This is a genomic window from Chitinophaga sp. G7 BAM 1005 (genome assembly GCF_057126945.1).
In genome coordinates this window covers 2,926,566-2,952,441 of record NZ_CP181478.1, presented here as the reverse complement: position 1 = coordinate 2,952,441, position 25,876 = coordinate 2,926,566, and the positions used below count along the sequence as shown (strand labels likewise).

23 protein-coding genes and 1 other RNA gene are annotated in these 25,876 nt (G+C 47.7%); 11 read left to right on the top strand and 13 right to left on the bottom strand.

Translation table 11 applies throughout. From position 1 onward, the window contains the following. Positions 1 to 193: 193 nt before the first annotated feature. The 3 genes from ppk1 (at position 194) to panB (ending at position 4,182) form a co-directional block, all read left to right on the top strand. Positions 194 to 2,338 carry a polyphosphate kinase 1 gene (gene ppk1, locus ACMXI2_RS11660; RefSeq protein ID WP_483781760.1) on the top strand — a complete coding sequence of 715 codons (2,145 nt, stop codon included), beginning with the start codon at positions 194 to 196 and terminating at the stop codon, positions 2,336 to 2,338. Between the two features lie 45 nt (positions 2,339 to 2,383). Further along, the gene (locus ACMXI2_RS11655; RefSeq protein WP_483781759.1) at positions 2,384 to 3,271 is read left to right on the top strand and encodes a Ppx/GppA phosphatase family protein; all 888 of its coding nucleotides are present in this window, start codon (positions 2,384 to 2,386) and stop codon (positions 3,269 to 3,271) included. Between the two features lie 95 nt (positions 3,272 to 3,366). Next, on the top strand, positions 3,367 to 4,182 hold the full coding sequence (gene panB, locus ACMXI2_RS11650) for a 3-methyl-2-oxobutanoate hydroxymethyltransferase (RefSeq protein WP_483781758.1): 816 nt from the start codon (positions 3,367 to 3,369) through the stop codon (positions 4,180 to 4,182). A 138-nt stretch (positions 4,183 to 4,320) separates the two neighbouring features. Here the strand turns inward: panB and ACMXI2_RS11645 are convergent, their stop codons facing one another. Then, positions 4,321 to 4,542, bottom strand: a complete 222-nt coding sequence (locus ACMXI2_RS11645; protein WP_483781757.1) for a hypothetical protein — start codon at positions 4,540 to 4,542, stop codon at positions 4,321 to 4,323. Positions 4,543 to 4,604: 62 nt separating this feature from the next. Here ACMXI2_RS11645 and ACMXI2_RS11640 point away from each other — a divergent pair, with 62 nt between their 5' ends. From ACMXI2_RS11640 to amaB, 3 genes are read left to right on the top strand one after another with little or no spacing between them, the layout of a single operon-like run. Further along, positions 4,605 to 5,675, top strand: a complete 1,071-nt coding sequence (locus tag ACMXI2_RS11640; protein ID WP_483781756.1) for a saccharopine dehydrogenase family protein — start codon at positions 4,605 to 4,607, stop codon at positions 5,673 to 5,675. Between the two features lie 18 nt (positions 5,676 to 5,693). After that, positions 5,694 to 6,584, top strand: coding sequence for a 2-oxoadipate dioxygenase/decarboxylase family protein (locus tag ACMXI2_RS11635; protein ID WP_483781755.1), 891 nt, complete (start codon positions 5,694 to 5,696; stop codon positions 6,582 to 6,584). 23 nt (positions 6,585 to 6,607) lie between these two features. After that, complete coding sequence (gene amaB / locus ACMXI2_RS11630) at positions 6,608 to 8,134, top strand: L-piperidine-6-carboxylate dehydrogenase (RefSeq protein ID WP_483781754.1); 1,527 nt, start codon at positions 6,608 to 6,610, stop codon at positions 8,132 to 8,134. A 359-nt stretch (positions 8,135 to 8,493) separates the two neighbouring features. On the opposite strand, the gene ACMXI2_RS11625 is transcribed toward amaB, so the two are convergent. Beyond that, on the bottom strand, positions 8,494 to 9,027 hold the full coding sequence (locus tag ACMXI2_RS11625) for a phosphoglycerate mutase family protein (RefSeq protein WP_483781753.1): 534 nt from the start codon (positions 9,025 to 9,027) through the stop codon (positions 8,494 to 8,496). A gap of 359 nt (positions 9,028 to 9,386) precedes the next feature. Here ACMXI2_RS11625 and ACMXI2_RS11620 point away from each other — a divergent pair, with 359 nt between their 5' ends. Next, positions 9,387 to 11,084: a S8 family peptidase gene (locus ACMXI2_RS11620; protein ID WP_483781752.1), complete on the top strand. Its 1,698-nt coding sequence runs from the start codon at positions 9,387 to 9,389 to the stop codon at positions 11,082 to 11,084. A 71-nt stretch (positions 11,085 to 11,155) separates the two neighbouring features. On the opposite strand, the gene ACMXI2_RS11615 is transcribed toward ACMXI2_RS11620, so the two are convergent. The 10 genes from ACMXI2_RS11615 to bioD all read right to left on the bottom strand — a co-directional run bounded on the left by ACMXI2_RS11615 (position 11,156) and on the right by bioD (position 21,569). Next, positions 11,156 to 11,566, bottom strand: a complete 411-nt coding sequence (locus ACMXI2_RS11615) for a DUF4870 domain-containing protein (RefSeq protein ID WP_483781751.1) — start codon at positions 11,564 to 11,566, stop codon at positions 11,156 to 11,158. Between the two features lie 66 nt (positions 11,567 to 11,632). Next, an RNA gene (rnpB, locus tag ACMXI2_RS11610) (RNase P RNA component class A) lies at positions 11,633 to 12,008 on the bottom strand. A gap of 25 nt (positions 12,009 to 12,033) precedes the next feature. After that, entirely contained in the window at positions 12,034 to 13,083 is a 1,050-nt protein-coding gene (locus ACMXI2_RS11605) for a Smr/MutS family protein (RefSeq protein ID WP_483781750.1), read from the bottom strand. A 143-nt stretch (positions 13,084 to 13,226) separates the two neighbouring features. Continuing rightward, entirely contained in the window at positions 13,227 to 13,691 is a 465-nt protein-coding gene (locus ACMXI2_RS11600) for a DoxX family protein (RefSeq protein WP_483781749.1), read from the bottom strand. A gap of 47 nt (positions 13,692 to 13,738) precedes the next feature. Next, positions 13,739 to 15,373 carry an amino acid permease gene (locus ACMXI2_RS11595; RefSeq protein WP_483781748.1) on the bottom strand — a complete coding sequence of 545 codons (1,635 nt, stop codon included), beginning with the start codon at positions 15,371 to 15,373 and terminating at the stop codon, positions 13,739 to 13,741. 57 nt (positions 15,374 to 15,430) lie between these two features. Continuing rightward, entirely contained in the window at positions 15,431 to 16,402 is a 972-nt protein-coding gene (locus tag ACMXI2_RS11590) for a polyprenyl synthetase family protein (protein WP_483781747.1), read from the bottom strand. Positions 16,403 to 16,422: 20 nt separating this feature from the next. Then, entirely contained in the window at positions 16,423 to 19,260 is a 2,838-nt protein-coding gene (gene rnr / locus ACMXI2_RS11585; protein ID WP_483781746.1) for a ribonuclease R, read from the bottom strand. 12 nt (positions 19,261 to 19,272) lie between these two features. Then, complete coding sequence (gene lpxK / locus ACMXI2_RS11580; protein WP_483781745.1) at positions 19,273 to 20,346, bottom strand: tetraacyldisaccharide 4'-kinase; 1,074 nt, start codon at positions 20,344 to 20,346, stop codon at positions 19,273 to 19,275. 6 nt (positions 20,347 to 20,352) lie between these two features. Beyond that, the gene (locus tag ACMXI2_RS11575; protein WP_483781744.1) at positions 20,353 to 20,928 is read right to left on the bottom strand and encodes a 5-formyltetrahydrofolate cyclo-ligase; all 576 of its coding nucleotides are present in this window, start codon (positions 20,926 to 20,928) and stop codon (positions 20,353 to 20,355) included. Beyond that, complete coding sequence (gene bioD / locus ACMXI2_RS11570; RefSeq protein ID WP_483781743.1) at positions 20,925 to 21,569, bottom strand: dethiobiotin synthase; 645 nt, start codon at positions 21,567 to 21,569, stop codon at positions 20,925 to 20,927. Before bioD ends, ACMXI2_RS11575 begins: the two co-directional genes overlap by 4 nt. Positions 21,570 to 21,829: 260 nt before the next feature. On the opposite strand from bioD, the gene ACMXI2_RS11565 reads away from it, so the two are divergent. From ACMXI2_RS11565 to ACMXI2_RS11555, 3 genes are all read left to right on the top strand, one after another. Further along, on the top strand, positions 21,830 to 23,188 hold the full coding sequence (locus ACMXI2_RS11565; protein ID WP_483781742.1) for a pyridoxal-phosphate dependent enzyme: 1,359 nt from the start codon (positions 21,830 to 21,832) through the stop codon (positions 23,186 to 23,188). A gap of 9 nt (positions 23,189 to 23,197) precedes the next feature. After that, positions 23,198 to 23,974 carry a helical backbone metal receptor gene (locus ACMXI2_RS11560; RefSeq protein ID WP_483781741.1) on the top strand — a complete coding sequence of 259 codons (777 nt, stop codon included), beginning with the start codon at positions 23,198 to 23,200 and terminating at the stop codon, positions 23,972 to 23,974. Between the two features lie 66 nt (positions 23,975 to 24,040). Beyond that, entirely contained in the window at positions 24,041 to 24,478 is a 438-nt protein-coding gene (locus ACMXI2_RS11555; RefSeq protein ID WP_483781740.1) for a QcrA and Rieske domain-containing protein, read from the top strand. Here ACMXI2_RS11555 and ACMXI2_RS11550 read toward each other — a convergent pair. Further along, positions 24,471 to 24,632 (bottom strand): hypothetical protein, encoded by a 162-nt coding sequence (locus tag ACMXI2_RS11550; RefSeq protein ID WP_483781739.1) that lies wholly within the window; start codon positions 24,630 to 24,632, stop codon positions 24,471 to 24,473. The two genes, ACMXI2_RS11555 and ACMXI2_RS11550, sit on opposite strands and share 8 nt — an antisense overlap. A gap of 136 nt (positions 24,633 to 24,768) precedes the next feature. Here ACMXI2_RS11550 and fbaA point away from each other — a divergent pair, with 136 nt between their 5' ends. Continuing rightward, on the top strand, positions 24,769 to 25,836 hold the full coding sequence (gene fbaA / locus ACMXI2_RS11545) for a class II fructose-bisphosphate aldolase (protein WP_483781738.1): 1,068 nt from the start codon (positions 24,769 to 24,771) through the stop codon (positions 25,834 to 25,836). Positions 25,837 to 25,876 lie beyond the last annotated feature (40 nt).

The following is a 25,876-nucleotide window of genomic DNA, read 5'->3' as shown; positions in this document are numbered from 1 at the left end:
TATCTCCCTTAATCCTTTATAAATCCAAATGATCAAATCCCTAAATCAGTGTAATCCTGCTCCAGGACAATTTACAATCGCCGAAGGCGATCTCCCCAATTTTCTTTAACTTTAATTTAATACTTCAATTAAAGTGAAAGCTGTATCATCGTGGTTTAGACGATGTGATTTTTTTGAATGTAAATAAGTTCGTATGCGTTTGCCGAATGGAGAGAACCTTGATATTATGACAATGCCCGAAGTAACAATACCAAAGAAAACAACCAGGAAGCCCCTTACAGAGAAAAAGAAATTGATTGCCAGGGATATCAGCTGGCTTTCTTTTAATGCCAGGGTTTTACAGGAGGCAGCAGACAAAACCGTTCCATTGCTTGAGCGTATCCGCTTCTTAGGCATCTTTTCCAACAACCTCGATGAATTTTTCAGGGTAAGAGTAGCTACCCTCAAACGCATGATGTCTTTCGGTAAAGCCGGAAAAATGCATCTCGAAGAAAATCCTGATAAAATACTGGACGAAATACAGGCCCGTGTAATTGAGCAACAACGCGAGTTTGACCTGGTGTGGAAAGATATTGCGGAAGAACTGGAAGCCCAGCACATCTTCATGCGAACGGAAAAGCAGCTTAACCGCGAGCAACAGAAATTTGTACTCAACTACTTCAATGAACAGGTACGCACCAACATCATTCCCCTGATGATTGAAAGCATACAACAATTCCCTATCCTGCGTGATAAATCTATTTACCTGGCTATTGTACTGGCCCGCCAGGATAATTCTGTACGACAAAAATTTGCACTCATAGAAATACCTACCACCGTACTTCCACGCTTTATTATCCTGCCCTCCAAACCCGGAGAACATGATATCATCCTGCTGGAAGACCTGGTACGCTTCTGCTTACCCAATATCTTTTCCTATTTCGGTTACGATAAATTTTCTGCACACATCATCAAAGTAACACGCGATGCGGAACTGGATATTGATAACGATATTTCTGACAGCCTTATTCACCAGATTGAAAAAGGACTGAAAGACCGTCGTAAAGGCAAGCCGGTACGGTTTGTATATGACAAGGACATAGACCCGCTGTTGCTGGAATATCTTATGCGCAGACAGGGCCTCTCCGGAAAGGATAACCTGATCCCCGGCGCCCGGATCCATAACTTCAAAGACTTTATGGATTTCCCGGAATCCATCTTCCCGCCTCATTTACACCGTAAAACGTTTACCCATCCACTGTTTGTTAATGCACCCAGCGTAATGCATGTCATACAACAGCAGGATGTAATGCTGCACTTCCCCTATCACTCGTTTGATACCATCATCGACCTGCTGAGGGAAGCCGCGATAGATCCGAATGTATCTTCCATAAAAATAACTGCGTACAGGCTTGCCCGTAATTCCAAAATAGTGAATGCGCTGGTGAATGCCGTACGTAATGGTAAACAGGTAACCGTAGTACTGGAGCTGCGTGCACGCTTTGATGAAGCCGCCAATCTCGACTGGAAATCAAGACTGGAAGAGGAAGGCGTGAAAGTATTACTGGGCATCCCGAATATGAAGATCCACGCCAAACTTTGCGTGATCAAAAAACGGATCGGTACCAAAACGCTGCAATGCGGCTTTATAAGCACCGGGAATCTCAACGAAAGAACGGCAAGGGTATACGGCGATCACTGCCTGCTCACCACCAACCGCGCTATCATTGCCGATATGAACCGCATCTTTTCCTACCTGGAAAACGTGCGTCATGATATCAAAATCCTGCAGGGCTGCAAAACCCTCCCGGTTAGCCCGTTTAACATGCGCGATACCTTCCTCCGCCTGATGGACCGGGAAATCAAGAATGCGAAACATAAAAGGAAAGCGGCTATCACCATTAAAATGAATTCACTTTCTGATGCCGCCCTGATCGCCAAACTGTATGAAGCCGCGAAAGCCGGCGTGGAAGTGAAGATGGTGATAAGAGGTATCTGTTGCGCCTATACGGAAAATAAAAAGTGGAAAAAGAATATCACCGCAGTGAGCATCGTGGATGAATACCTGGAACACGCCCGCGTATTTATTTTTCACCACGGGGGACAGGAAAAGGTATACATTGCTTCATGCGACTGGATGATCCGGAACCTCGATCACCGCGTGGAGGCGGCTGCTCCCATAACGGACCCGGCTATACGCAGGGAACTGATAGACATCATGAATATTCAGCTCAGCGGTAATGTAAAAGCCCGTATACTGGACAACGAACAGAAAAATGAATACAAGAAAGCCGGTGATAAAAAGATCCGTACACAGATAGAGATCTATAAATACCTTCACGAAAAAGAATACCATTAACTTTAAAAAGTTATACTTTTGCCCTTTTGATCTAACGACTGACAGATGAAATTAGCTGCGATTGATATAGGCTCCAATGCTGCCAGATTGCTCATCTCTGAAGCATCGCCGAATAGTGCAGGCGTAATGGACTTTACCAAGTTAAACCTGGTAAGAGTACCGTTACGGCTGGGTTTTGATGTATTTAACAACCAGGTTATCTCAGACAAAAAGGCCACACATCTTATTGATACCATCCGGGCCTATAAACTGCTGCTGGATGTATACGAAGTGAAATATCTCAAGGCATGCGCCACCTCTGCCATGCGCGACGCCAGCAACGGTGTGGGTATCCTGCAGGAAGTAAAAGCACAAACCGGCATTGATATACAGATCATTACTGGCCAGGAAGAAGCTGCCTTTATTTACGAAAACCATGTGGCTGAAAACATGGATAAAACAAAGTCGTACCTCTACATCGATGTAGGCGGCGGCAGCACAGAAATCACCCTTTTCAGCGCGGGCAAACAGATCTTTAAAGAATCCTTTAATATAGGCACTATCCGGCTGTTACAGCAACAGGTTACCGACGCGCACTGGCAGCAGCTGAAAGACTTCCTGAAACAACACCTCAAAGCCATCGGCGCCGTGATTGCGATCGGCTCCGGCGGTAACATCAATAAAATATTCTCTCTCTCCAAACGAAAAGAAGGCAAGCCCCTTTCACTGGATACGCTGAAAGACTATTATAAGGAGTTCAGCGCCTTTACGGTGGAAGAACGCATTCACCTGTACGGGCTGCGGGAAGACCGCGCCGACGTGATTGTTCCTGCCCTGCAGATCTATGTAAATATTATGCGCTGGGCAGATACGCCGGAAATATATGTACCCAAGATAGGGCTTGCAGATGGCCTTATTCATGCCCTTTATGAGGAAATCGCCGTGAGTTCCTGATCCCCGGCCGTACATAAAAAACATTTTCTTTTATCTTTTTATATTACCACCTTTGCGGTTATTGCTAACAGCTAAATGCTAAAAGCTCACTGCTTATGTCTGTGAATAAAGAAATAAAGCGTGTCACTACGCATACACTGCAGAAGATGAAAGTAGACGGGGAAAAGATCTCCATGCTTACTGCGTATGATTATTCTATGGCCCGCATTTTTGATGATGCAGGTATTGATATCCTGCTGGTGGGAGATTCCGCATCCAATGTAATGGCTGGTCATGAAACCACCCTCCCAATTACGCTGGACCAGATGATCTATCATGCCGCTTCCGTGGTCAGGGCTATTAAACGCTGCTTTGTAATCGTGGATCTGCCCTTTGGCTCCTACCAGGGGAACTCCAAGGAGGCGCTTGGATCTGCCATCCGTATTATGAAAGAAACAGGCGCCCACGGTATCAAAATTGAAGGAGGCGAAGAAATCATTGAATCTGTAAAACGTATTATCTCCGCCGGTGTTCCGGTAATGGGCCATCTGGGACTTACGCCCCAGTCGATTTATAAATTTGGCACCTACGCTGTACGCGCTACCGAAGAAGCAGAAGCCAATAAGTTGATCAACGATGCGAGACTGTTGCAGGAAGCCGGCTGCTTTGCCATTGTACTGGAAAAGATCCCGGCATCATTGGCGAAGATCGTTGCCGAAACCGTGGAAATTCCGATCATCGGCATCGGTGCAGGCAGGTATGTGGATGGGCAGGTACTGGTAATGCACGATATGCTCGGCATTAATAAGGAGTTCAAACCACGTTTCCTCCGTCGTTATCTCGACCTTTACAGCCAGATCTTTGGCGCCACCCAGGCATACATCAATGATGTAAAATCCAAAGATTTCCCGAATGAAAATGAACAATACTGATTAATTAATAAGAATGACGGATTTGTAGAGAGATCATTATCTCCATACAAATTCGTCATTTGTATTTGATATAAATTCCCTATATTCGCCTCGCACTTTATAAGTTGAATGAACTACCTGTTAAACATACAACTCTCTTTACTCTCCTATCTGCGGAGCACCTGCTCCCATGTGCCATAGGTAGCACTTCCCTTCTTTTCCTTTCCTGCAGCGCCGCTTAGCGGTTTGTAATGCTATTGTATCTGCAATACTGGCTTTCATCACAACAGATGATTTGCATTGGTTTGTTTTCAATCCATCTGCAAATGCATAGGTTCGTGTATAACAGTAATGGGTATACGTAGTTATGGGAAGCGTCATTTATTATTATTTATTCCGGAAGCAAAATATGCTTCTCTCTTCACTATAATTCCAAACAGATTATGAAACGTGTAATGATTATTGGCGCCGGTAAGATCGGCGAAACCGCTGCCTTCTTACTGCAACAGTCCGGCGACTATGAAGTAACGCTGGCCGACAGCAACGACGCCCTGCTGCAGAAATGCACCGACACCCGTATCCGCAAAACAGTACTGGACGTAAACAATGCCACCTCGCTTCAGCAGGCATTACAGGAACAGGACATGGTGCTGAGCGCCTGCCCCTTCTTTCTGAACGTAAAAATTGCTGCCGCAGCAGCCAAAGCCAACACCCACTATTTTGATTTAACAGAAGATGTAGCTACTACCAATGCTATCCGCGAAATAGCCGCGCAAGCCAATGTAAGCTTCATGCCACAATGCGGACTGGCGCCGGGTTTTATCAGCATTGCCGCCCACGATATTGCCAAACAGTTTGATACGCTGGACGCTGTTCGCCTCCGTGTAGGCGCGTTGCCACAGTTTCCTACCAACAGCCTCATGTATAACCTCACCTGGAGCACCGATGGGCTGATCAACGAATACTGCAACCCCTGCGATGCCATTCACGAAGGCGAACGCAAAGAAGTAATGCCAATGGAGGGATATGAGCGCTTTGCCCTTGATGGCGTGGAATATGAGGCATTTAATACCTCCGGCGGACTGGGAGCCCTCGCTGAAATCCTGGACCATAAAGTGTACAATCTGGATTACAAAACAGTACGTTATCCGGGCCACTGCCAACTGATGAAAATACTTTTGAATGAGCTGAAACTCAATAAAAAAAGAGAAATGCTGAAGGAGATTATGGAAGATAGCATACCTTTCACCCAGCAGGATGTGGTATTGGTTTTTGTATCTGTATCGGGAATGGTGAACGGCCGCTCTGTGCAACGCTCCTATTCACGCAAGATCTATAACCAGGCGGTGTCTGGCAGGGACTTTACCGCCATACAACTTACCACTGCCGGCGCGGCCTGTGCAGTGATAGACCTGCATGCAAAAGGACTGCTGCCAGCCAATGGTTTTGTGCGCCAGGAAGACGTAGCATTTAATGACCTGATCAACAACCGCTTTGCGGTATATTATAACTAGCCCTAAAAGCTGTATGTCATGTTAAAAGATGTTTTAGACGGGCTGATGGAGCGCTATCAGCAAAGGGTTCCGGATGTTGGAGCCGTTATCGCCGCCATGATAAAGGAAGGCATTATTACGCAGGCAGACGATATAGAGAATGACCATATCGCCTTCCGCACAATGGGCGTACCACAGCTCGGGGTACAGTCGCTCGAGAAGATATTTCTCCATTACGGCTATACGAAAATGGATAAGTATCACTTCCCCGCCAAGAAGCTGGATGCGTGGTGGTATGCTCCGCCGGAACCGCAATACCCGCGTATCTTTATCAGTGAGCTGCGTGTGCCCGAATTGAGTACCGCCGCACAAACCATCATCCATCATTATACGGATGAAGTAAAGTCTGATCCGGTAAATGCATTGGACCTCGACAACAGCAAGGCGGTAGATGCTTTCCTTCACAGTGCCCTGTGGCAAACCCCTACCCTGGCCGACTACAAAATGCTGGCCGCGGAGAGTGAGTATGCTGCCTGGGTGATCTACAACCGCTATTACCTTAATCACTTTACCGTAAGCGTACATAATCTTCCCCCGGGATATAATACAGTGGCCGATTTCAACCAGTTCCTGGAGAAACATGGTTTTCATCTCAATGACTCCGGTGGTAAAATTAAAACCAGCCCGGATGGCAGGCTGCTGCAAAGCGCCACGGTAGCGGGAATGATCACCGCTACTTTTTCAGGCGGGGAAGAATTCCCCATTGCCGGCTCCTATGTGGAGTTTGCCGAAAGAAAGGTGCTCCCTGCATTTGCGCATTTACCTGCCGGTGAAATATGCAGGGAACACCGCAGGGAAGGTTTTGAAGCCGGCAATGCCGATAAGATCTTTGAAAGCACCTACGCCGCCCAAACAAAAAAAAGTTCCTAATTTAGTTTATTAATACACCAACAATGGAAGACATCTTAAAAGCATTTGGCATCACAGCGGCACAAAGTGGTATCAGCACGGGAACCCACTGGTTGCCGGCTCACGGCGAGGAAATCACCTCGGTTTCGCCGGTAAATAATAAGAAGATTATTACCGTCAGAAGCGCTAACCGGGAAGATTATGACCAGGTAGTAGCCGTGGCCCAGGAGGCTTTCAAAGAATGGCGCACATGGCCGGCGCCCAAAAGAGGCGAAATAGTACGACAGATCGGGGTAGCGCTCCGTGAACATAAAGAGCATCTTGGTAAACTGGTATCCTATGAAATGGGAAAGAGTTTGCAGGAAGGATATGGAGAAGTACAGGAGATGATCGACATCTGCGACTTTGCCGTAGGCCTCTCCAGGCAGCTGCATGGATTAACGATGCACTCCGAGCGTCCGGGCCACCGTATGTATGAGCAGTGGCATCCGCTGGGTATCACCGGTATTATTTCCGCCTTTAACTTCCCCGTAGCAGTTTGGAGCTGGAACTCCATGCTGGCATGGGTTTGCGGAAACGTATGTATCTGGAAGCCTTCTGAAAAAACACCTGTTACGGCATTGGCCTGTCAGCATATAGTAGCCAATGTATTCGCCGCCAACAAGGTACCGGAGGGCGTTTCGTGCCTGGTAACCGGTAACCGTGATGCTGGTGAATGGATGGCGCACGACAAACGTATTCCGCTGGTTTCCGCCACCGGCTCTACCCGGATGGGTAAAGCCGTGGGAGCTGCCGTAGGCGAACGTTTAGGACGCTCCCTGCTGGAATTGGGCGGCAACAACGCCATCATTATTTCACAGGATGCCGACCTGGATATGTCGCTCATTGGCGCCGTGTTTGGCGCGGTAGGTACCGCCGGGCAGCGTTGCACTTCTACCCGCAGGCTCATCATCCACGAAAGCGTGTATGATGCGTTTACCGCGCGGCTGGTAAAAGCATATGCACAGTTGCGTATCGGCAATCCGCTGGATCAGCACAACCACGTAGGCCCGTTGATCGACAAAGCCGCTGTGGATGCTTATCTCAGCTCAATAGAACAGGTAAAGCAACAGGGCGGTTCCTTCCTCGTGGAAGGTGGGGTATTGTCCGGCCCGGGTTACGAATCCGGATGCTATGTGAAACCCTGCATTGCAGCGGTGGAAAACACTTACGCCATCGTACAGCATGAAACCTTTGCGCCTATTTTGTACGTCATGAAATACACCACGCTGGCCGAAGCCATTGCTATGCAGAATGATGTGCCGCAGGGGCTTTCCTCCGCCATCATGACGCTGAACCTCCGCGAAGCAGAACAGTTCCTTTCAAATGCAGGATCTGATTGTGGTATTGCCAATGTAAATATCGGCACATCCGGCGCTGAAATAGGCGGCGCTTTTGGCGGTGAAAAAGAAACCGGCGGTGGCCGTGAAAGTGGTTCTGACGCATGGAGAGCTTATATGCGCCGGCAAACCAATACCATCAACTATTCCAACAGTCTCCCACTGGCGCAGGGCATCAAATTTGATCTCTGACGCAAATAAATCAGCTATCCGTTTGCAGGTACAAATACCCCAATACGGATAGCTGACAACAATATTTTTACTGTAAATTTTTCCGGATCATCCAGCTCCGAGGCGCTTGCCCCGGAGCTTTTAATTTTCGTGACAGGAGATGCTACCCGATCAGATTTTTAAAAGCGGTTGATAAAATTACTACGTGTCAAAAACGTTTCAGCAACCTGCGTTGCTTTTCTCTACATACACCGACGGCAGCAAGGTTTTAAAAATAGTAGCGAGGTTAGAGAACCCCGCTTTTCGTTAAACGGAAACCATGCTTATGAGAAAAGTTAAAAATGGCGGGAAGCCATCAGAAACTCTTCAGAATATAAATATTAGACTTTTTTTTGAATATTCATATTCAACTTTTGTGCTACTGCCGTGTTATTGCCACTGTGTTTCACCACTAAAACCTGCCCGGCCCCTTTATCATACAGCGTTTTCATGGTTTTGCCCTTTACGCCTGCATGCTGTAACATAGCAGTAATATTTTCAGGAACACTGCAGATAACAATCGTTTTACCCTTATTTTTCTTTATCATGTCTTTAAGAGTGGCGGTGGTTTGCTCCGGATCACCGTTTAACCGGAAGTAGTCCAGCTGCTGCTGATGCGCCTTGGAGAGCGGGGTAACCGTTTGCACGGCGCGGTTCAGATAGGTGGTGTAGATGGCAGCAATCTCCGTTCCTTCCAGGGAAGATGCCAGCTGAGTGGCCTGTTCCTGCCCTGTGGCACTGAGGCCGGGATCTGCTGATGGGGATGACTCCATTTCTGCAGCGTTCACAAAAATGAGGGTGGTAACTTCAGGTTCAGCGGCAGACACAGGTGTGCCGGTAGCCAGCAATGTGGCCATGAGAACAGCTTTTAACATGATTGGTAGATTTAAATAAATGAAATACGATACCTGTAATAATCCCGAACGAAGATCTGGCAGATGAGGGGTATGAGGAATAAGAACAGGCTAAAGCTAAGACAGCTGGGAACAATTGCAAAAGGGATTGTGACAGGTGGTTACTGGCTATGTCCGGCAAGCAAATCAGGATAAGATAGACGGAAACAATGCCCGGCACATAAAGGGTCCCTGTAGTGATCGGAAACCCCTCCAATCTCCCAATCAACCAATATATAGCGCGTTTATCATTAATATTTAATGTTATACCGCTTTTTCTATACCTTTAATGTTATCATCATGATATTTTTAGTTGTTTTTTATAGGGAAAATTATTGAACATGAAATTGTTAAGCCGAGAGGTTGCAGTCCTGGCAGGGTGTGTTGCATTGATGACTGCATTTACAACAAATACGGAAGCGCAGAGTAAACCCCAGATACCTAAAAACTGGCAGTTGTTGAGTTACGATACCGACAGTGTATTGGGTACGTCAACGGAAAAAGCTTACAAGGAGTTGTTAAAAGGGAAGAAAAGTACGCCCGTGATTGTGGCGGTGATCGACTCTGGTATCGACACCACACATGAAGATCTCAAAAGTATCCTGTGGACCAATACCCGCGAAATTCCCGGTAACGGTAAGGATGACGACCGTAACGGATATGTGGACGACATTCATGGCTGGAACTTCCTGGGCGGTAAAGACGGCAGCAGCCTGAAAGAAGATTCTGAAGAAGCAGCCCGTGAATACTACCGCTACAAAAGCCTTTATGGCAACCCGGATTCCGCACTGGCAAAAGATTCAAAAGAATATGCCATCTGGCAGCAGTTGCGGTCGAAAATTGAGAAGCCTAATTCCCAGTTTAAGATGCAATACAAAAGCATGTCGAAGCTCCAGGAAAACGTGAACAAATGTGAATCTATTTTGAAAACCTACCTGGGTAAGGATGATTTCAATGTAGCCCAGCTGGACAGTATTCAAACAACTAACCAGGATGTATTGCTGGCGCGTAATTTCATGAGCCGTTTGCTGAAAAGCGCCGGTGATGAACCAGCCACTTTCGGCGAGTTCAAAATGGAATTCGACGAGTACATGAATGAACTGAAGCGCAAGGCGGAAAGTACAGAAGTAGCGCCAAACGCCAACAGGGAAAGGATTGTAGGCGACAACCTCGACGATATCAACGATAACAAATACGGCAACAACGATGTGATGGGTACCTTTGGGTTCCACGGCACGCACGTTTCCGGTATTATCGCGGCCGCCAGGAACAATGGCGTGGGTATGGACGGCGTGGCCGACAATGTGCGCATCATGGCGGTAAAAGCCGTGCCGGATGGCGATGAAAGAGATAAAGATGTGGCCCTGGCCATCCGTTATGCAGTAGACAATGGCGCACAGATCATCAATATGAGCTTTGGCAAACCGTTCTCCCCGCATAAAGACTGGGTGGATGCAGCGATTAAATATGCAGAAGAAAAGGGCGTATTACTGATTCATGCCGCCGGCAATGACGGCAGCAACAACGACTCTGTAGCCAACTATCCTAACCCTAATTACCTGGATGGCAACGTTGCCACCAACGTGATCACGGTAGGCGCGAGCAATACGGGCCTGGGCAACGATAAAGTGGCTCCTTTCTCTAACTATGGTAAGAAAAGTGTGGATCTTTTTGCTCCCGGTGTACAAATTTACTCTACTATTCCGGGTGGCAATAAATACGGCAGCGCCAGCGGTACCAGTATGGCCAGCCCTGTAGTAGCCGGCGTAGCAGCACTGGTACTCTCCTATTACCCGGAGCTCAGTGCCACCCAGCTGAAATATGTGCTGGAGAAAAGCGCAACACCATTACCGGGAGATTCTGCGCAGGTAAACAAACCAGGTACAGCTGATGAAAAGGTAAATTTTTCGGATCTGTCTATCACCGGCGGAATGATCAATGCCTATGAAGCATTAAAGCTGGCGGCTACTATCAAAGGCGAAAATGTAAAAGGTAAAAAACAGCACAGGGCAAAAATAAAGGCTATCAAAAAGAACTAATTCAATCAGTATAAAGAAGGGCGGGGATTTTATCTTTTAAGAGATAGAATCCCCGCCCTTCTTTTATGCAATTATTTAACGAGACGAACGCTCAGCGGATACTTGTAAGATTCGCCCTTGCTGGCTTTCACGGCAGCGACGATGCTAAAGATAACATTCAGCAGCCATAATACACCGAGCAGGTTTGTCCAGCCCCAGGTGCTATAAAACTCCCCTCTTGCATGACGCCAGAAGCTGGTGAGTGACCAGAAGCCGGTAACGATATTATTGATCAGGTTTACAATCACGGCGGCAATGCTCATGGTGATCTGAAAATTGATCGCTTCTTTGCCCTGGCTATCTACAAAAGTGGATTCACTCTTTTTGATAAGCCAAAAGATCAGTACTCCAAGAACATTGCCGACAGTAGGTAATATCAGCATACCAATAATTCCCCCCAGGTGAACAATGGCTCCCCAGGTTCGTTCATCTTTCTGATTCATAAAATAGAGATTAAATATATGCGGGAAGTTAACAGCTTATTTCAGGATATCAAAAAAGAGAAGAAAAAAAACTACAAACCTGTAAGCCGGATTCTGTTTCTGCCCCGGCAAGCCGGGACAGACTGCTATCATTTATCTGCGACAACGTTCGCACGTTGTCTGTATCTGCCTACCCTCGGTCATCGGGCGAGCAGCCCTCAATCGACCGTATACATGGCATTTCAGCACGCAAGGTTTACCCGCACAAACAGTTACCTGCCTGCACCGTGGGCTCTTACCCCACATTTTCACCCTTATCTGCCGAAGCAGACGGTTATTTTCTGTGGCACTTGCTGTTCCCGGTTTGCACCGGGACCCACCCGTTAGGTGGTGCGTTGCTCTGCGCTGTCCGGACTTTCCTTCCCACTGAACAAGTCAGCGAAACGATAGCACGGTTTGTAGTTGAAGCGCGAAGGTAAATAAAAATATTACCTAAACGTTATTTCTGTAGCCCCATAGCCGTATTTGGCGTGATATTGATTCACAAAGCCGGCTACCTCCGGCGTTTGTTTCAGGATCTGGTGAATTTCGTCTTTGAGCTTTCCTTTCCCGATGCCATGAATCACGATCAGGTTATGCTGATGATGACTGATAGCCAGTTCCAGGTAACGCTGGAAGGCATTGAGCTGTATAGCCAGGATGGCAATGTTGCTCAGCCCTTTCCAGTTTTTTTCGAGTGCCTCGATGTGCAGGTCTACCTCTTGTTTGGGGTCCAGGGAAGTTTCGGGTTGCAGCTGTATTTTACTTAACAGGCTGGCAAAATTTCCCGATCCGACAGTGGTAACGGGCGCTTTCTTTTTTGCCTGTTCTGGCGACGCTGGTGGTTCGGGTTCTTTCTCCGGAAATTTATCAAACAGCGGGTAGGTAATGGTAGCTTCTGCTTTGGTACGCAACTGCTCCAGCTGTACAAACATCTGTTTGGGCTTGATCTTCCAGGTTTTCTTTACAGAAGTCGCCAGCTTGGGCTGTGGCTCTTTCAGGAAAAAAGTAAACTCAAACCGCGGATTATCATTCAGTGATTCAAAGATGAGATCAGCGAGATAAAAGTGGTTATAAGGGTGTATTTCGTTCTTAATTTCCAGGTCCAGCTGGTTATTCAGCCATATCTGGAAATAGAAACGCATGGCATGCGGCGTATCATTAAACAGGTGAAACTTCATCAGCTTCACGGTTTCATCATATCCATCCATCTGGTATACCGGCAAAACAGACAGGAACATGCCCTTATCTGTTTTAAACACTTCATACTTGCTTCTGTCTACTTTGATTTCGTCGCCAGGAATCAGTTTTGGCTTTTCTTTGACCAGTTTCTGCTGGGTAAAACGATGGAAATAAGGGAAGTCGATCTGATCCAGGTACACCGGAAAAGACGTTCCTTTCACCTCTATCATGACCATATTATCATTCACAATGTCAACAACCGTTCCTTCTTCTTTTGAACTCAACAACAAGATGTTGTCGCCTTTTTGGTATTTCATAATTGCATTCTTCAACTGCAAAAATAGAATATTGAAGGGATATGCGTGGAAGAGATTTAAGATTTGCAGGATCAGGCAAAGACATAGCTCTTTATTGCCATTAAAATGGTAACACTCACCTGCACGGCTATATGAAGAAAGAGTTATTCAGCGTACTTCCTGGCCCTTGTTTTTTCAGGATGCCGCCGCATATAGTCGTCTACCGAAATGCGGCCACTGCCTTCTATCAGGAAAAAGATCAGCAGGAACAACACCAGTAAGGAAATACCCATGACCGGGTATACTGTAAACAACCCTGTTGGAGAATGAACAAAAAATACAGCCCCCAGCAATACCGGGATATTCACCAGCGCAGAAACCCTTGTAAGCAGTCCCATAGCGATGAACAGCCCTCCTACTGTGTGTGCAAATACCACATAATGTCCCAGTAATATGGACAGTGTGGCCAAAGCCGGGCTCTGGTTAATCATGGAAATCAATGCGTCCCTGTCCTGTACAAACCGGACGCCTACGTACATGAGAAATACGCCCAGCAGAATGCGAACCACACTCAGCCAATTCGGGTGATGTGTATCACCCCAGTGTTCAACCCGTTGTAGCATGTTCATAAAATATAAATTTTAAGATCAAAGAGCTACCCTGAAGTTACGAAGATTTACGCTTTTGTGGCCAGCTTGCTGTTGGTATAGCTGTAGAGGAAATAGATGGTTAATCCCACCGCGAGCCATACCGAGAAAACGATCCAGTTTTTAAGCGCTATTTCCGTCATCAGGTAAAAACAGCTGAGCATCCCCAGAACCGGTATCAGCGAGAGCTTGCGGGTGAGTGAGAAATAAGAAAGTGCAATAGTGACCAGCACAAATATGTAGAAAGGAATATTATGTTTCCATACCTCCCAGCCGCCGGCGAAGGAAAGTTTTGTCATGATTTCCTTACTAAACAGGAAAACGAGTACCAGCACAATGCCGGGAACAATGAATTGCCCGTTGATATAAGGCAGCTGAAACCGTTTTACCACTGATTTTTCTTCCCTGGGCAAAATGAGTACACCACCGCAAACCAGGATAAAGGCAAACAGGGTGCCGATACTGGTCAGATCCGTAACAATGGTCAGGTTCAGGAAAAGCGCTGGAATGCCCACCAGGACACCGGTGATAATGGTAGCGAAAGAAGGCGTTTTAAACCGGGGATGTATTTTGCTGAAGCGTTTAGGCAACAGGCCATCGCGGCTCATGCTCATCCAGATGCGCGGCTGGCCGATCTGGAATACCAGCAGTACGCTGGTGGTAGCCACCACGGCGCTCACAGAAATAAGATAACTGATCCAGGGCAGGTTTACCTGTGTGAAAACATAAGCCAGGGGATCGTTTACCTTCAAATTATAATACGGCACCATACCGGTGAGTACAAATGAGATCAGGATATAAAGTACGGTACAGATGATCAGGGAATAGATCATGCCTTTGGGCAGATCCCGCTGCGGATTGGCGCATTCTTCAGCAGTGGTGCTTACCGCATCAAAGCCGATATAAGCAAAAAATACGGCCGATACCCCCTTCAGCACACCAGAGAACCCATTGGGCATAAAAGGGTGCCAATTGGCCTTATTTACGTAAAAGAAGCCTACTACAATCACAAACAGGATCACCAGGATCTTCAGGGCTACCATAAAGTTGGCGCTTTTCTTACTTTCCTGGATGCCTACGTAGGCCAGGTAAGTTACCAGCAGTACGATCAGAAACGCCGGGAGGTTCACGATGAAGGGGATGCCTGCAATATGTGGCGCCGCGGCAATGGTTTCCGGGGTAGCACTGTCGTAGTTACTGGCCAGCCAGTCGGGTAAACTAAGACCGATACCACCTAAGAGGTTATTGAAATATCCGCTCCAGGAAATGGCTACGGCGATATTGCCGATGGCATATTCCAGGATCAGGGCCCAGCCGATCACCCAGGCGGCCAGTTCTCCGAAAGTAACGTAGGAATAAGTATAAGCGCTGCCGGATACCGGTACGCGGGAAGCAAATTCCGCATAGCAGAGTGCGGAGAATCCGCAGGTAACTGCTGTAATCACAAAGAGCAGGGAAACACCTGGGCCGCCGTGGAAAGAGGCTTCGCCAATGGTGGAAAAGATCCCGGCCCCGATAACCGCCGCAATTCCCATAGCGGTAAGGTCTTTCACCTTTAACACCTTATTCATCCCCCCTGTTTCATGACCATCTGACAAACCGTCTTTGGCATCTCTAATAATGGCAGTAAGTGATTTTTTCCGAAACAGCGAATTTGACGACATTGGCTAAGGAATTACGTTTAGACGAGCGCGAATATAATGCGAATTTAAATACGAACCTTATTGCTGACGGTTTAAGAGGTAGTTAGCCACTTCCATCAGTGCAGCCTTGCGGTTAGACAGTACCGCCACGTTATCCAGGCTCTGGAACGCCAGCTGCTGGAAGCGTTCTTTTTCCTTCTCCGCCCATTCATCCACTTTACAGCTGCGGAATAATGCCAGTACCTGTTCCACTTTATCGGCCGGCGATGTTTCCATGAGCATTTTCAGCTCTGCCCGTTGTTCCGGGGTACACAGTTCCAGCGCCTTCAGGAGCAGGAACGTCTTTTTATTAACGAGGATGTCTCCTCCCTGCTGCTTGCCAAATTTTTCGGGGTCGCCAAAAGCATCCAGGTAGTCGTCCTGGATCTGGAAGGCGATACCGATATTTTTACCAAAAGAATAAATATGCTGCTGGTTGCCTTCGCCGGCGCCGCCTATGATAGCGCCCAGCTGCAGGCTGGCGGCGAGTAACACGGAGGTTTTAAGCCCGATCATATGTACATAATCGTCGTACTGCACATTTTCGGGATCCATGCCTTCAAAGTCCATGTCGAGCTGCTGCCCTTCACATACTTCAATAGCGGCTTTATTAAATACGGAGATGATCTTTTGTTTGTAGTGCGGTTCTATCTTGTTCAGGCGTTCATATACATAAATGAGCATCACGTCACCCGCCAGGATAGCTGCAGGCTCGCCATATACCGTATGAACGGTGGGTTTACCGCGGCGAATCGGCGCTTTATCCATGATATCATCATGCAGTAACGTAAAATTATGAAACAGTTCTATCGCACTGCCCACCTCAAATGCATCCGTACGCAGGTCATCAAATAATTCGTTCCCCATCAGGCACAGTACAGGGCGGATCCTTTTTCCGCTTATTCCCAGGATATGGGACGCTGCATCATATAATCCGCGGGGCTGTTCGTGAAACTGTTGTTTTTCAAAATGCTGACTAAACTGCGCTGTTAAATCTTTGAATGAATGCATTGCTGTTGGCTCGTGTTTTATTATTTACTTTTTTTCTTTGACTTGCTTTTATCAGCTGCTTTCTTCGCCGGTACGGCTTTTTTTGCGGCGGCTTTTTTTGCTGGTACCGCTTTCTTAGCAACTGGTTTTGCAGCAGCTTTCTTCGCAGGTACCGCTTTCTTAGCAACTGGTTTTGCAGCAGCTTTCTTCGCAGGTACCGCTTTCTTAGCTACCGGTTTTGCAGCAGCTTTCTTCGCAGGTACCGCTTTCTTAGCTACTGGTTTGGCAGCAGCTTTCTTCGCAGGTACCGCTTTCTTAGCTACCGGTTTGGCAGCAGCTTTCTTCGCAGGTACCGCTTTCTTAGCAACTGGTTTGGCAGCAGCTTTCTTCGCGGGCACGGCTTTCTTAGCGACCGGTGCTGATTTAGCTGCTGTCTTCTTCGCAGGTACTTTGACTGCTGGTTTCTGTTTAGCAGTTGTTTTCTTAACAACCACCTTTTCAGCCACCGGCGCAGGAGCTGGAGCGGGTGTTGGTGCAGGCACTACCGGTACCGGTTTTTCTTCCGCTACTTTTTCAGTCACTTCCTTCTTCGGTTTCTTTTTATGTACAGGCGCTGGTGTCGGTATTGCAGGTGTTTCAGGTGCGTCTGGTATTACCGGTACCACATGCGTTTCCACAATCACCTGGTCAACAACCGGTAGTGGATCGGACTCACTGAGAGATATTTCCGGCGCCCTGTGAGGTGCTTTAGCCTCCTGTTCCCAGGGCTTATAGCGTTGCTTGTCTTTTTTCTTCTTCCGGTCGTCACGGCGATCGTCACGACGATGATCACCACCTTTGCGGTCGTCACGGCGTTTATGCTGGAATGGAGCAGCGGCAGGTGTGCCGGTGCCGGTCAGTTCATCTTCCAGGTCGTAGTCCAGCTGGCGTTTGGCCAGGCTGGCAGCCACCACGCGGATACTCACTTTTTCGCCTATACGAAACTTGCGGCCGGTGCTTTGGCCCACGAGGGAATATTCCCCTTCATTATACTGGAACTCTTCTCTTTTATTCAGATTGTGAATGCTGATCAGTCCTTCGCACTTGGTATCCATTGTTTCCACCCAGAAGCCAAAATGCGCTACCCCACTGATCACGCCATCGAAGGTATGACCAATGAACTGCTGCATGTATTCCACCTGTTTGTATTTGTTACCGGCGCGTTCTGCTTCCATTGCTTTACGTTCCATTTCAGAGCTGTGTTTGCATTTCTGCTCCATTTGCTTGTCGGGACGCACGCTGTTGGCGAGGCATTCGGCCAATACGCGGTGTACCAGTACATCGGGGAAACGGCGTATAGGGGAAGTGAAGTGGCAATAGTCCTCGAAACCGAGACCATAGTGCCCCACATTATTCACGGTGTAAATGGCCTTGGCCATTGTACGGATGCCCAGCGTTTCCAGCACCGGTTGTTCCGGTTTCCCTTTCACTTGTGCCAGCATTTTATTGAAGGAGCTGGCAATACTTTCCGGTGTGCTGAGATCGAATTTATAACCGAATTTTCCCGCGAACAGTGCGAACACTTTCAGTTTTTCCGGATCGGGCGTATCATGCACACGGTAAGGGAACGGGATGGGCTGTTTATTGATCCGCAGCTTGCCCACGTATGCCGCGATGGTTTTATTGGCCATCAGCATAAACTCTTCAATCAGCTGGTGCGCTTCTTTGCTCTCTTTGATGACAATGCCAATAGGCTTGCCGGTTTCATCGAGTTTAAAGCGTACTTCCTGCGAGGAGAAGTTAATGGCGCCATGCGCAAAACGCTGGCCACGCAGGGTTTGGGCGATGCGGTTTAACAACATCACTTCATTTTTATACGGACCGTCAGATTTGCCTTCTATGATTTCCTGTACTTCTTCGTAGGTAAACCGGTGATCAGAATGGATTACGGTGCGACCGATCCAGTGTTGCTTCACCTCTCCTTTTTCGTTCATCTGGAACATGGCAGAGAAGGTCAGTTTATCTTCGTGCGGACGAAGGGAACAAAGCTCATTGGAGATCTTTTCCGGCAACATCGGTAATACACGGTCCGGCAGGTACACGGAGGTAGCCCGTTTATCGGCTTCTTTATCGAGCTCGGTGCCGGCCAGTACATAATGACTTACATCCGCAATATGCACTCCCAGTTCATACAAACCGTTTTTCAGTAACCGGATGGAGATGGCATCATCAAAATCTTTAGCATCCACCGGGTCGATGGTCATGGTGAGGATTTTGCGGATATCTTTCCGTTTACCTGCTTCTTCTTCCGAAATATTTTCCTGGATGGTATCCAGTTCAGCTATTACCTCTTTAGGGAAGCTGAGGGGGAATCCTGCTTCAATGAGGATTTCCTTCATGGCGAGGTCGTTGGTATCGCTGGCATCAAGAATTTCCACGATTTCGCCTACCGGTTTGCGGGATTTTTCGCCCCAGGCTACTATTTTCACCACGGCTTTGTCGCCGCTTTTCGCTTCTCCGAGGGAGTTGGCGGGGATATAAATATCCGGCATAAACAATCCCTTTTCAGGGATGAGGAAAGCAAAGCTTTTGCTGACCTGCAGGGTACCGGTAAATTCGGTTTTATTTCGTTTAAGGATGTCCGTTATGATGCCTTCCATGCGGCCGTCGTTATGGGCTGCTTTCAATACATCCACCAGTACTTCATCTTTATCGAGGGCGGTATGCAGGTTTTTCTGCTTCACCATGATGTCTTTTGTCAGGCCATCCACGATCACAAAGGCCATTCCGGACCTTGTTACTTCCAATATGCCTTTAAAGGTTTTCTTCTGGCTATGGCTTTGTTGGGGGTTGTTAGGGTTATGATTACCGCCTTTTTTATTTTTCTTTTTTCTACTCATGTTAGTCGTAAGTTATTGTTGACCGGGCGCTGGCAGGTGCCGGCCTATGTAGTCAAAAATAAAGTTATTAAATAATTCTGCTTCTCCGAAGAGGAATGCAATCTCCACCGGAATAACAGCCATCTGCAGATTTTGTTCTGCCAGCATTCCTTTGAGCAGATGTAATCTTACCGCATCCTTTTCTGTGGTAATAATCATCTTTTCTGTGCCGGGCAGGTCGCTGCATTCTTTTTTTATTTTTAGTATATCCTTCTCCGTATAATAATAATGATCGGGAAAAGACAAGAGGTATACCTGTTCGTAACGTCGTTTCAATTCTTCGAGCAATGGTTCGGGCCTTGCTATACCACACGCCAGCAATACGGTTGCTGATTTGGGGAGGGCCACCGGGTGATGGGTGATCATATCGGACAAGGCGCCGTATTGCAAGGTAGTGAAAAAGAGCCGCTGATGAGGCAATGGTTTAATTTCTTTTTCCAGGGCCTGCTTCTCTTCCTTGCTCATGGCCGGCGGACACTTGGATACAATAATGCAGTCGGCCCGGTGATATCCCTGTCTTCCTTCCCTTAAACGACCAAAGGGTACTACATGATCCCGGGTAAACAACCGGCTGTAATCGGTGATCATGATATTAAGACCGGGTTTTATGGAACGGTGCTGGAAAGCATCATCGAGCAGCACCACCTGGGTATCGGGTTCATCTCCCAGCAGCTGCGGGATGGCCAGCATCCTTTCTTCCCCCACACATACCTTAATATCCGGGAATTTATCGTGAAACTGCATGGGTTCATCCCCGATATCGGCGGCAGTGCTTCTTTCATCGGCCAGGATATAGCCGCTGGTGCGGCGGTTATACCCCCGGCTGAGGGTGGCAACTTTCAGATGATCCTTCAGCAGGCGGATCATGTATTCCACGTGCGGGGTTTTTCCCGTGCCTCCTACCGACAGGTTACCCGCGGCAATCACAGGGAGGTCAAATTCCACGGCGGTGAGCAGCCCTTTATCATAAAATCTGTTTCGCAACCACATCACCAGGCCATACAGCAGGGAAAAAGGATATAAAAGAATATTCAGGTATTTAAGCACTGTTGTTTATTTAAATTGATAAATGTGATCCGGGGTCACCACTGTATGCAGTGGTACATCCCGGGAATCTGCGTCTTCTATCTGCAGAACGGGTTCAAACAGCGACAGGCCAATGGTACGCACATCCGGCCGGCATTGTTTAAGAAAACGGTCGTACATGCCTTTACCGTATCCTACCCGTTGTCCGTGCCGGTCGAAGGCCAGCAAAGGTACAAATACAAGGTCTATATTTTCCGGTGGCACTCCTTCCCCCTGATCCGGTTCCGGGATGCCAAACTTATTTTTCACCAGGATGGTAGTGGTTTTCCAGAGATAATGATTCATCTCGCCGGTTTTCATGTCAGAGCGGGAAAGCACCCATTCCATTTCCGGCCATTGGGTTCTCCCCCATTTTACCAGGGGCCAGGTATCTACTTCTTTTTTTTCAGAGATAGGGAGAAAAATATGCGCTTTCCTGACGTTGCTGTAATCGAGTTGACAGGCATTCGCCAGTAACCGCTCATTCAATGCGAGGGCAGTGCGTTCGTCCAGGTTCAGCCGCAGCTCCAGGAAATGTTTTCGTATATCCTTTTTCGTAGTCATGCCAGTAAACTATGCAGCGAGGCCGACAACAACTGTGCCTGTTGTTGAACGAATGCCTTATCTACCGTATCTGTCAGCGGGATGCGGCCAACTTTCGGATACCCGCTCCATTTTACCACATCGTCTTCATTGCTGTGATAATCGCCGCCAAACACCCATCCGATAACGGGCACGCCTGTATGTTGCAGCATCCTTGCAGTGAGCATCGCGTGGTTGATGCTGCCCAGGTAGTTCTGCGCCACAATGAGCACCCTGGCTTTCAGGGCCACCACCAGGTCCAGCGTAAACAATTCCTCATTGATGGGTACCATCACTCCTCCCGCGCCTTCCATTACCAATGGCCGGCCGACCGGCTGGTACTGGTCTGCCAACTGCAGGATACCCGCCATATCGATGGTGCAGTGCTCCAGCCGCGCTGCCAGATGCGGAGAGGCGGGCGCCTGCAGCCGCCAGGCTTCCGGGTGACAAACTGACACCCTGTTCGACAACAAAGAGGATACCGTATCTGTATCTGTGCCTTCCATTAAACCCGTTTGAATGGGTTTCCAGTAGTCGGCGGTCAATGCTTCCGTAACACAGGCCGCAGTAATGGTTTTGCCCACACCGGTACCTGTTCCTGTTATAAAAATCCGTTCAATCATTGCCGCAAATATACGCGAATGTTGTCTTTCCCGGGATTACGCTGATTATACGGATTTGCTTGATTTTACTTTTTGGATTTTATAAAGGATTTTAAAAGATTTTGGGAGATACAAGCGAAAATACCCGCTTATATCTCCCAAAATCCTTTAAAATCCCAGTGATCCAATCTCTAAATCAGTATAATCAGCGTAATCCCGGGAAAGACAACATCCGCATCGGTTCAATTCCGTATTTTCGTAATCATACAATCTCCTTTTTTATGAAATACTGTGATAATATACTCGAAACGATAGGCAATACCCCGATGGTAAAGTTGCACCGCGTAACCGCCTCCCTTCCCTGCACCGTACTGGCGAAGGTGGAGTTTTTTAACCCCGGCAACTCTATTAAAGACCGCATGGCCGTGAAAATGGTGGATGTAGCGGAAGAGAAAGGATTGCTGAAACCCGGCGGCACCCTCATTGAAGGTACTTCCGGCAATACAGGTATGGGCCTGGCGCTGGCAGCCATTATCAGGGGATACAAATGTATTTTCACCACTACCGATAAACAATCCAAAGAAAAGGTGGATATCCTGAAAGCAGTAGGCGCCGAAGTAATTGTTTGTCCCACGAATGTAGAACCCGAAGATCCCCGCTCCTATTATTCTGTGTCTAAAAGACTGGCCACAGAAGTACCCAATTCATTTTATGTGAATCAATATGATAACCTGGCTAACCGCGATGCGCACTACGAGCAAACCGGTCCCGAGATATGGGAACAAACCGACGGGAAAATTACGCACCTGGTGGTGGCTACCGGCACTGGTGGCACCGTTACAGGCACCGGGAAATACCTGAAAGAAAAAAATCCGGATATTAAAGTATGGGCTATCGACAGTTATGGTTCCTTACTGAAGAAGTATTTTGAAACCGGAGAACTGGATATGAGCGAGGTATATCCTTATATAACAGAAGGTATCGGGGAAGATTTTGTGCCGGAGAATTATGACATGAAGGTGATCGACAAATTTGAAAAAGTAACTGATAAGGATGCTGCCGTGATGGCACGCCGCATCACCAAAGAAGAAGGCATCTTTGTTGGCTATTCCGCCGGATCGGCCATAGCCGGGCTGTTGCAGCTGAAAGAAGGACTAAAGCCAACAGATGTGGTGGTGGTTATCTTTCATGATCATGGCAGCCGCTATGTAGGTAAAATATATAACGACCAGTGGATGATGGAACGTGGTTTCCTGGATGTAAAAACAGTAAAAGATGTAGTGAATGGCCGCCGGAACCAGCCGCTGGTAACGATCAGCGCGGATGAGAAAGTGAGTGAAGCCATTGCACGGATGAAAAAATATGATATCGAGCATATACCCGTAGAGCAGGGCGGAGAACTGATTGGTTCCATTTCTGAAAACGGGTTGTTTAACCGCCTGATCGACGACGCCAACCTGAAAGATGCACTGATAAGCCAGGTAATACAGCCGTCGTTCCCGCTGGTGAGCCAGGACACGCCTATTGAAAAGCTTTCGGTGTATATCAACCGGGAAAATGGCGCGGTATTGACGAAAGACGACAGCGGCAATCACCACATTGTTACGAAGTACGATATCATACAGGCATTGGGCAGATAAAAGAACCACATGTTGTTTACCGATCAGCTCAACAGGCAGATAACGCTTAAACACCCGCCGCAGCGGATTGTTTCACTGGTGCCATCCCAAACGGAGTTATTATATTCCCTCGGACTGGAAACGGAAGTGGTAGGCATCACTAAGTTTTGCGTACATCCGTTAACGTGGTTCAGGGAGAAAACACGGGTGGGTGGCACCAAAAATGTTCACACCGGTATCATACGGCAGCTTGCACCCGATCTGATCATTGCCAATAAAGAAGAAAACCTCGCCACTGATGTAGAGCCGCTGATGAAGGATTACCCCGTATGGGTGAGTAATATCCGGACTTTGGAAGATGCTTATGAAATGATGGCCGGCATCGGCGCGATAACGGATCGTGTGCAAGCCGCCGCTGACCTGGTTTCCCGGATAAAAGCCGGCTTTGCCTCACTGCAGCCGCTTACAGAGCCGGTTCCCACCGCTTATTTTATCTGGCGTGATCCCTGGATGGTAGCGGGTGGCGACACGTTCATTCACCAGATGTTGCAGTTATGCGGATTTCACAATGTATTCGGCGACCTGCCCCGGTATCCGTCTGTTACCGCCAGTCGGCTGGCCGGCAGCGGGTGCCGCAGGGTGTTATTGTCGTCTGAACCCTATCCATTTAAGGAAAAACATATAGCGGAATTGCAGGCCATTTTGCCGGAAGCGCGCATCCAGCTGGTTGACGGGGAAATGTTTTCCTGGTATGGCAGCCGTTTGGCAGAGGCGCCCGCCTACTTTCAATCGGTGATAGAAAATTAAATCCCCGAGGCAACTTTCTTCTTTTCACTTGCGTAAACAGGATAACGATCAACTAAAACGCATTTTATGGAAAGAAGAGATTTTGTTTCCAACATTGGATTAACGCTGGCATTAGTATGTACAGCCGGTTTGGCTGCCTGCAGCAAGGGAGGCAGTAATGATCCCGACCCAACTCCTCCGGGCGGCGGCAACGCAAAGCTAACATTGAACCTCGGCAGTGACCTCACCAATGTGGGCGATTTCAGGATCTCCAACGGGGTGATCATTATCCGTACCGGTTCAGGCAATACTGCAACGGCTTTCACGGCCCTTTCCAGCACCTGCACCCACCAGGGATGCACCGTTGCTACTTTTAACAACACGTCTAAATTAATAGAATGCAATGCGCCCTGTGGTCATGGCAGCCGGTATACCACTACCGGGGCGGTGAATACGGGTCCGGCTACCGCTGCGTTAACGGCTTACACCATCAAGGTAGATGGCAATGTACTCACCGTTAGTTAGTGTTTTTGCAGGAAGTCGAGTACCCATTCGGCGAATGGAGGGGGATCACCTTATACCCGTGTACCAGCAGGGAATCCGCAACATTGGCCGCAAACGCAGCAGCAGCAGACATTTTCAGGAATACGCCTGCAAGGAAAAACAGGAACAATTTCATACAGAACCGGATTAAGACCGGTTAAAATACATTTTTCTGTTGGTAGAATTAATACGTAAGCGCTTACTTTTCGCTATAAATCTTCTATTTAACTCCTTATATTTGCTTTCCTAAAAAATAAAACACATATCAGAGTATGGGAAAATACAGAGCTGGCGTATTATTCGGCGAAGAGCTGGATGCGCTGTATAACGATGCCAAAGACAACGGATTTGCTATGCCTGCCGTAAATGTTGTGGGAACTAACTCCGTGAATGCGGTACTGGAAACAGCTGCTAAAGTGAATTCACCGGTTATTATTCAGTTTTCTAACGGTGGCGCACAATTTTTTGCCGGTAAAGGCATGCCGAACGACAAACTGCAGGCGAACATTGCAGGTGGTGTTTCCGGCGCTAAACACGTACACGAAGTAGCAAAATACTACGGTGTTCCGGTAGTGCTGCATACCGACCATGCGGCTAAAAAATGGTTACCGTGGATCGATGGTTTGCTGGACGCAGGCGAACAGTTCTTCAAACAAACCGGTCAACCGCTGTACAGCTCTCACATGCTGGATCTTTCCGAAGAACCTATTGCAGAGAACATTGAAATTTCTCATAAATATTTTGAGAGAATGAATAAGCTGGGCATGTCCATCGAAATCGAACTGGGCGTAACCGGTGGTGAAGAAGACGGTGTGGACAACTCCGGTGTAGACAACTCCAAGCTGTATACCCAGCCTGAGGAAGTAGCTTATGCGTATGAAATTTTATCAAAGGTAGGCCCCCGTTTCACGGTAGCTGCTGCTTTTGGTAATGTTCACGGCGTATATTCCCCGGGTAACGTAGAACTACGCCCGGTAATCCTGCATAACAGCCAGGAATTCATCCAGGAGAAATACAAAACTGCCGCCAAACCAGTTTACTATGTATTCCACGGTGGTAGCGGTTCTCCAAAACACCAGATCACAGAAGCGCTGGGTTATGGCGTTATCAAAATGAACATCGATACAGATATGCAGTGGGCATTCTGGGAAGGTATTCATGATTTCTACGAAGCTAAGAAAGATTACCTGCAGAGTCAGCTGGGTAACCCCGAAGGCGCTGACAAACCAAACAAGAAATACTACGATCCGCGCGTATGGCTGCGTAAAGGCGAAGAAACCTTTGTTAAGCGCCTGGAAGAAGCGTTCAGGGATCTGAACTGTATTAACAGGAACGCATAATCAAGCATTAAGCTGAACCTATAAGGCAAAAAGCTGTTGT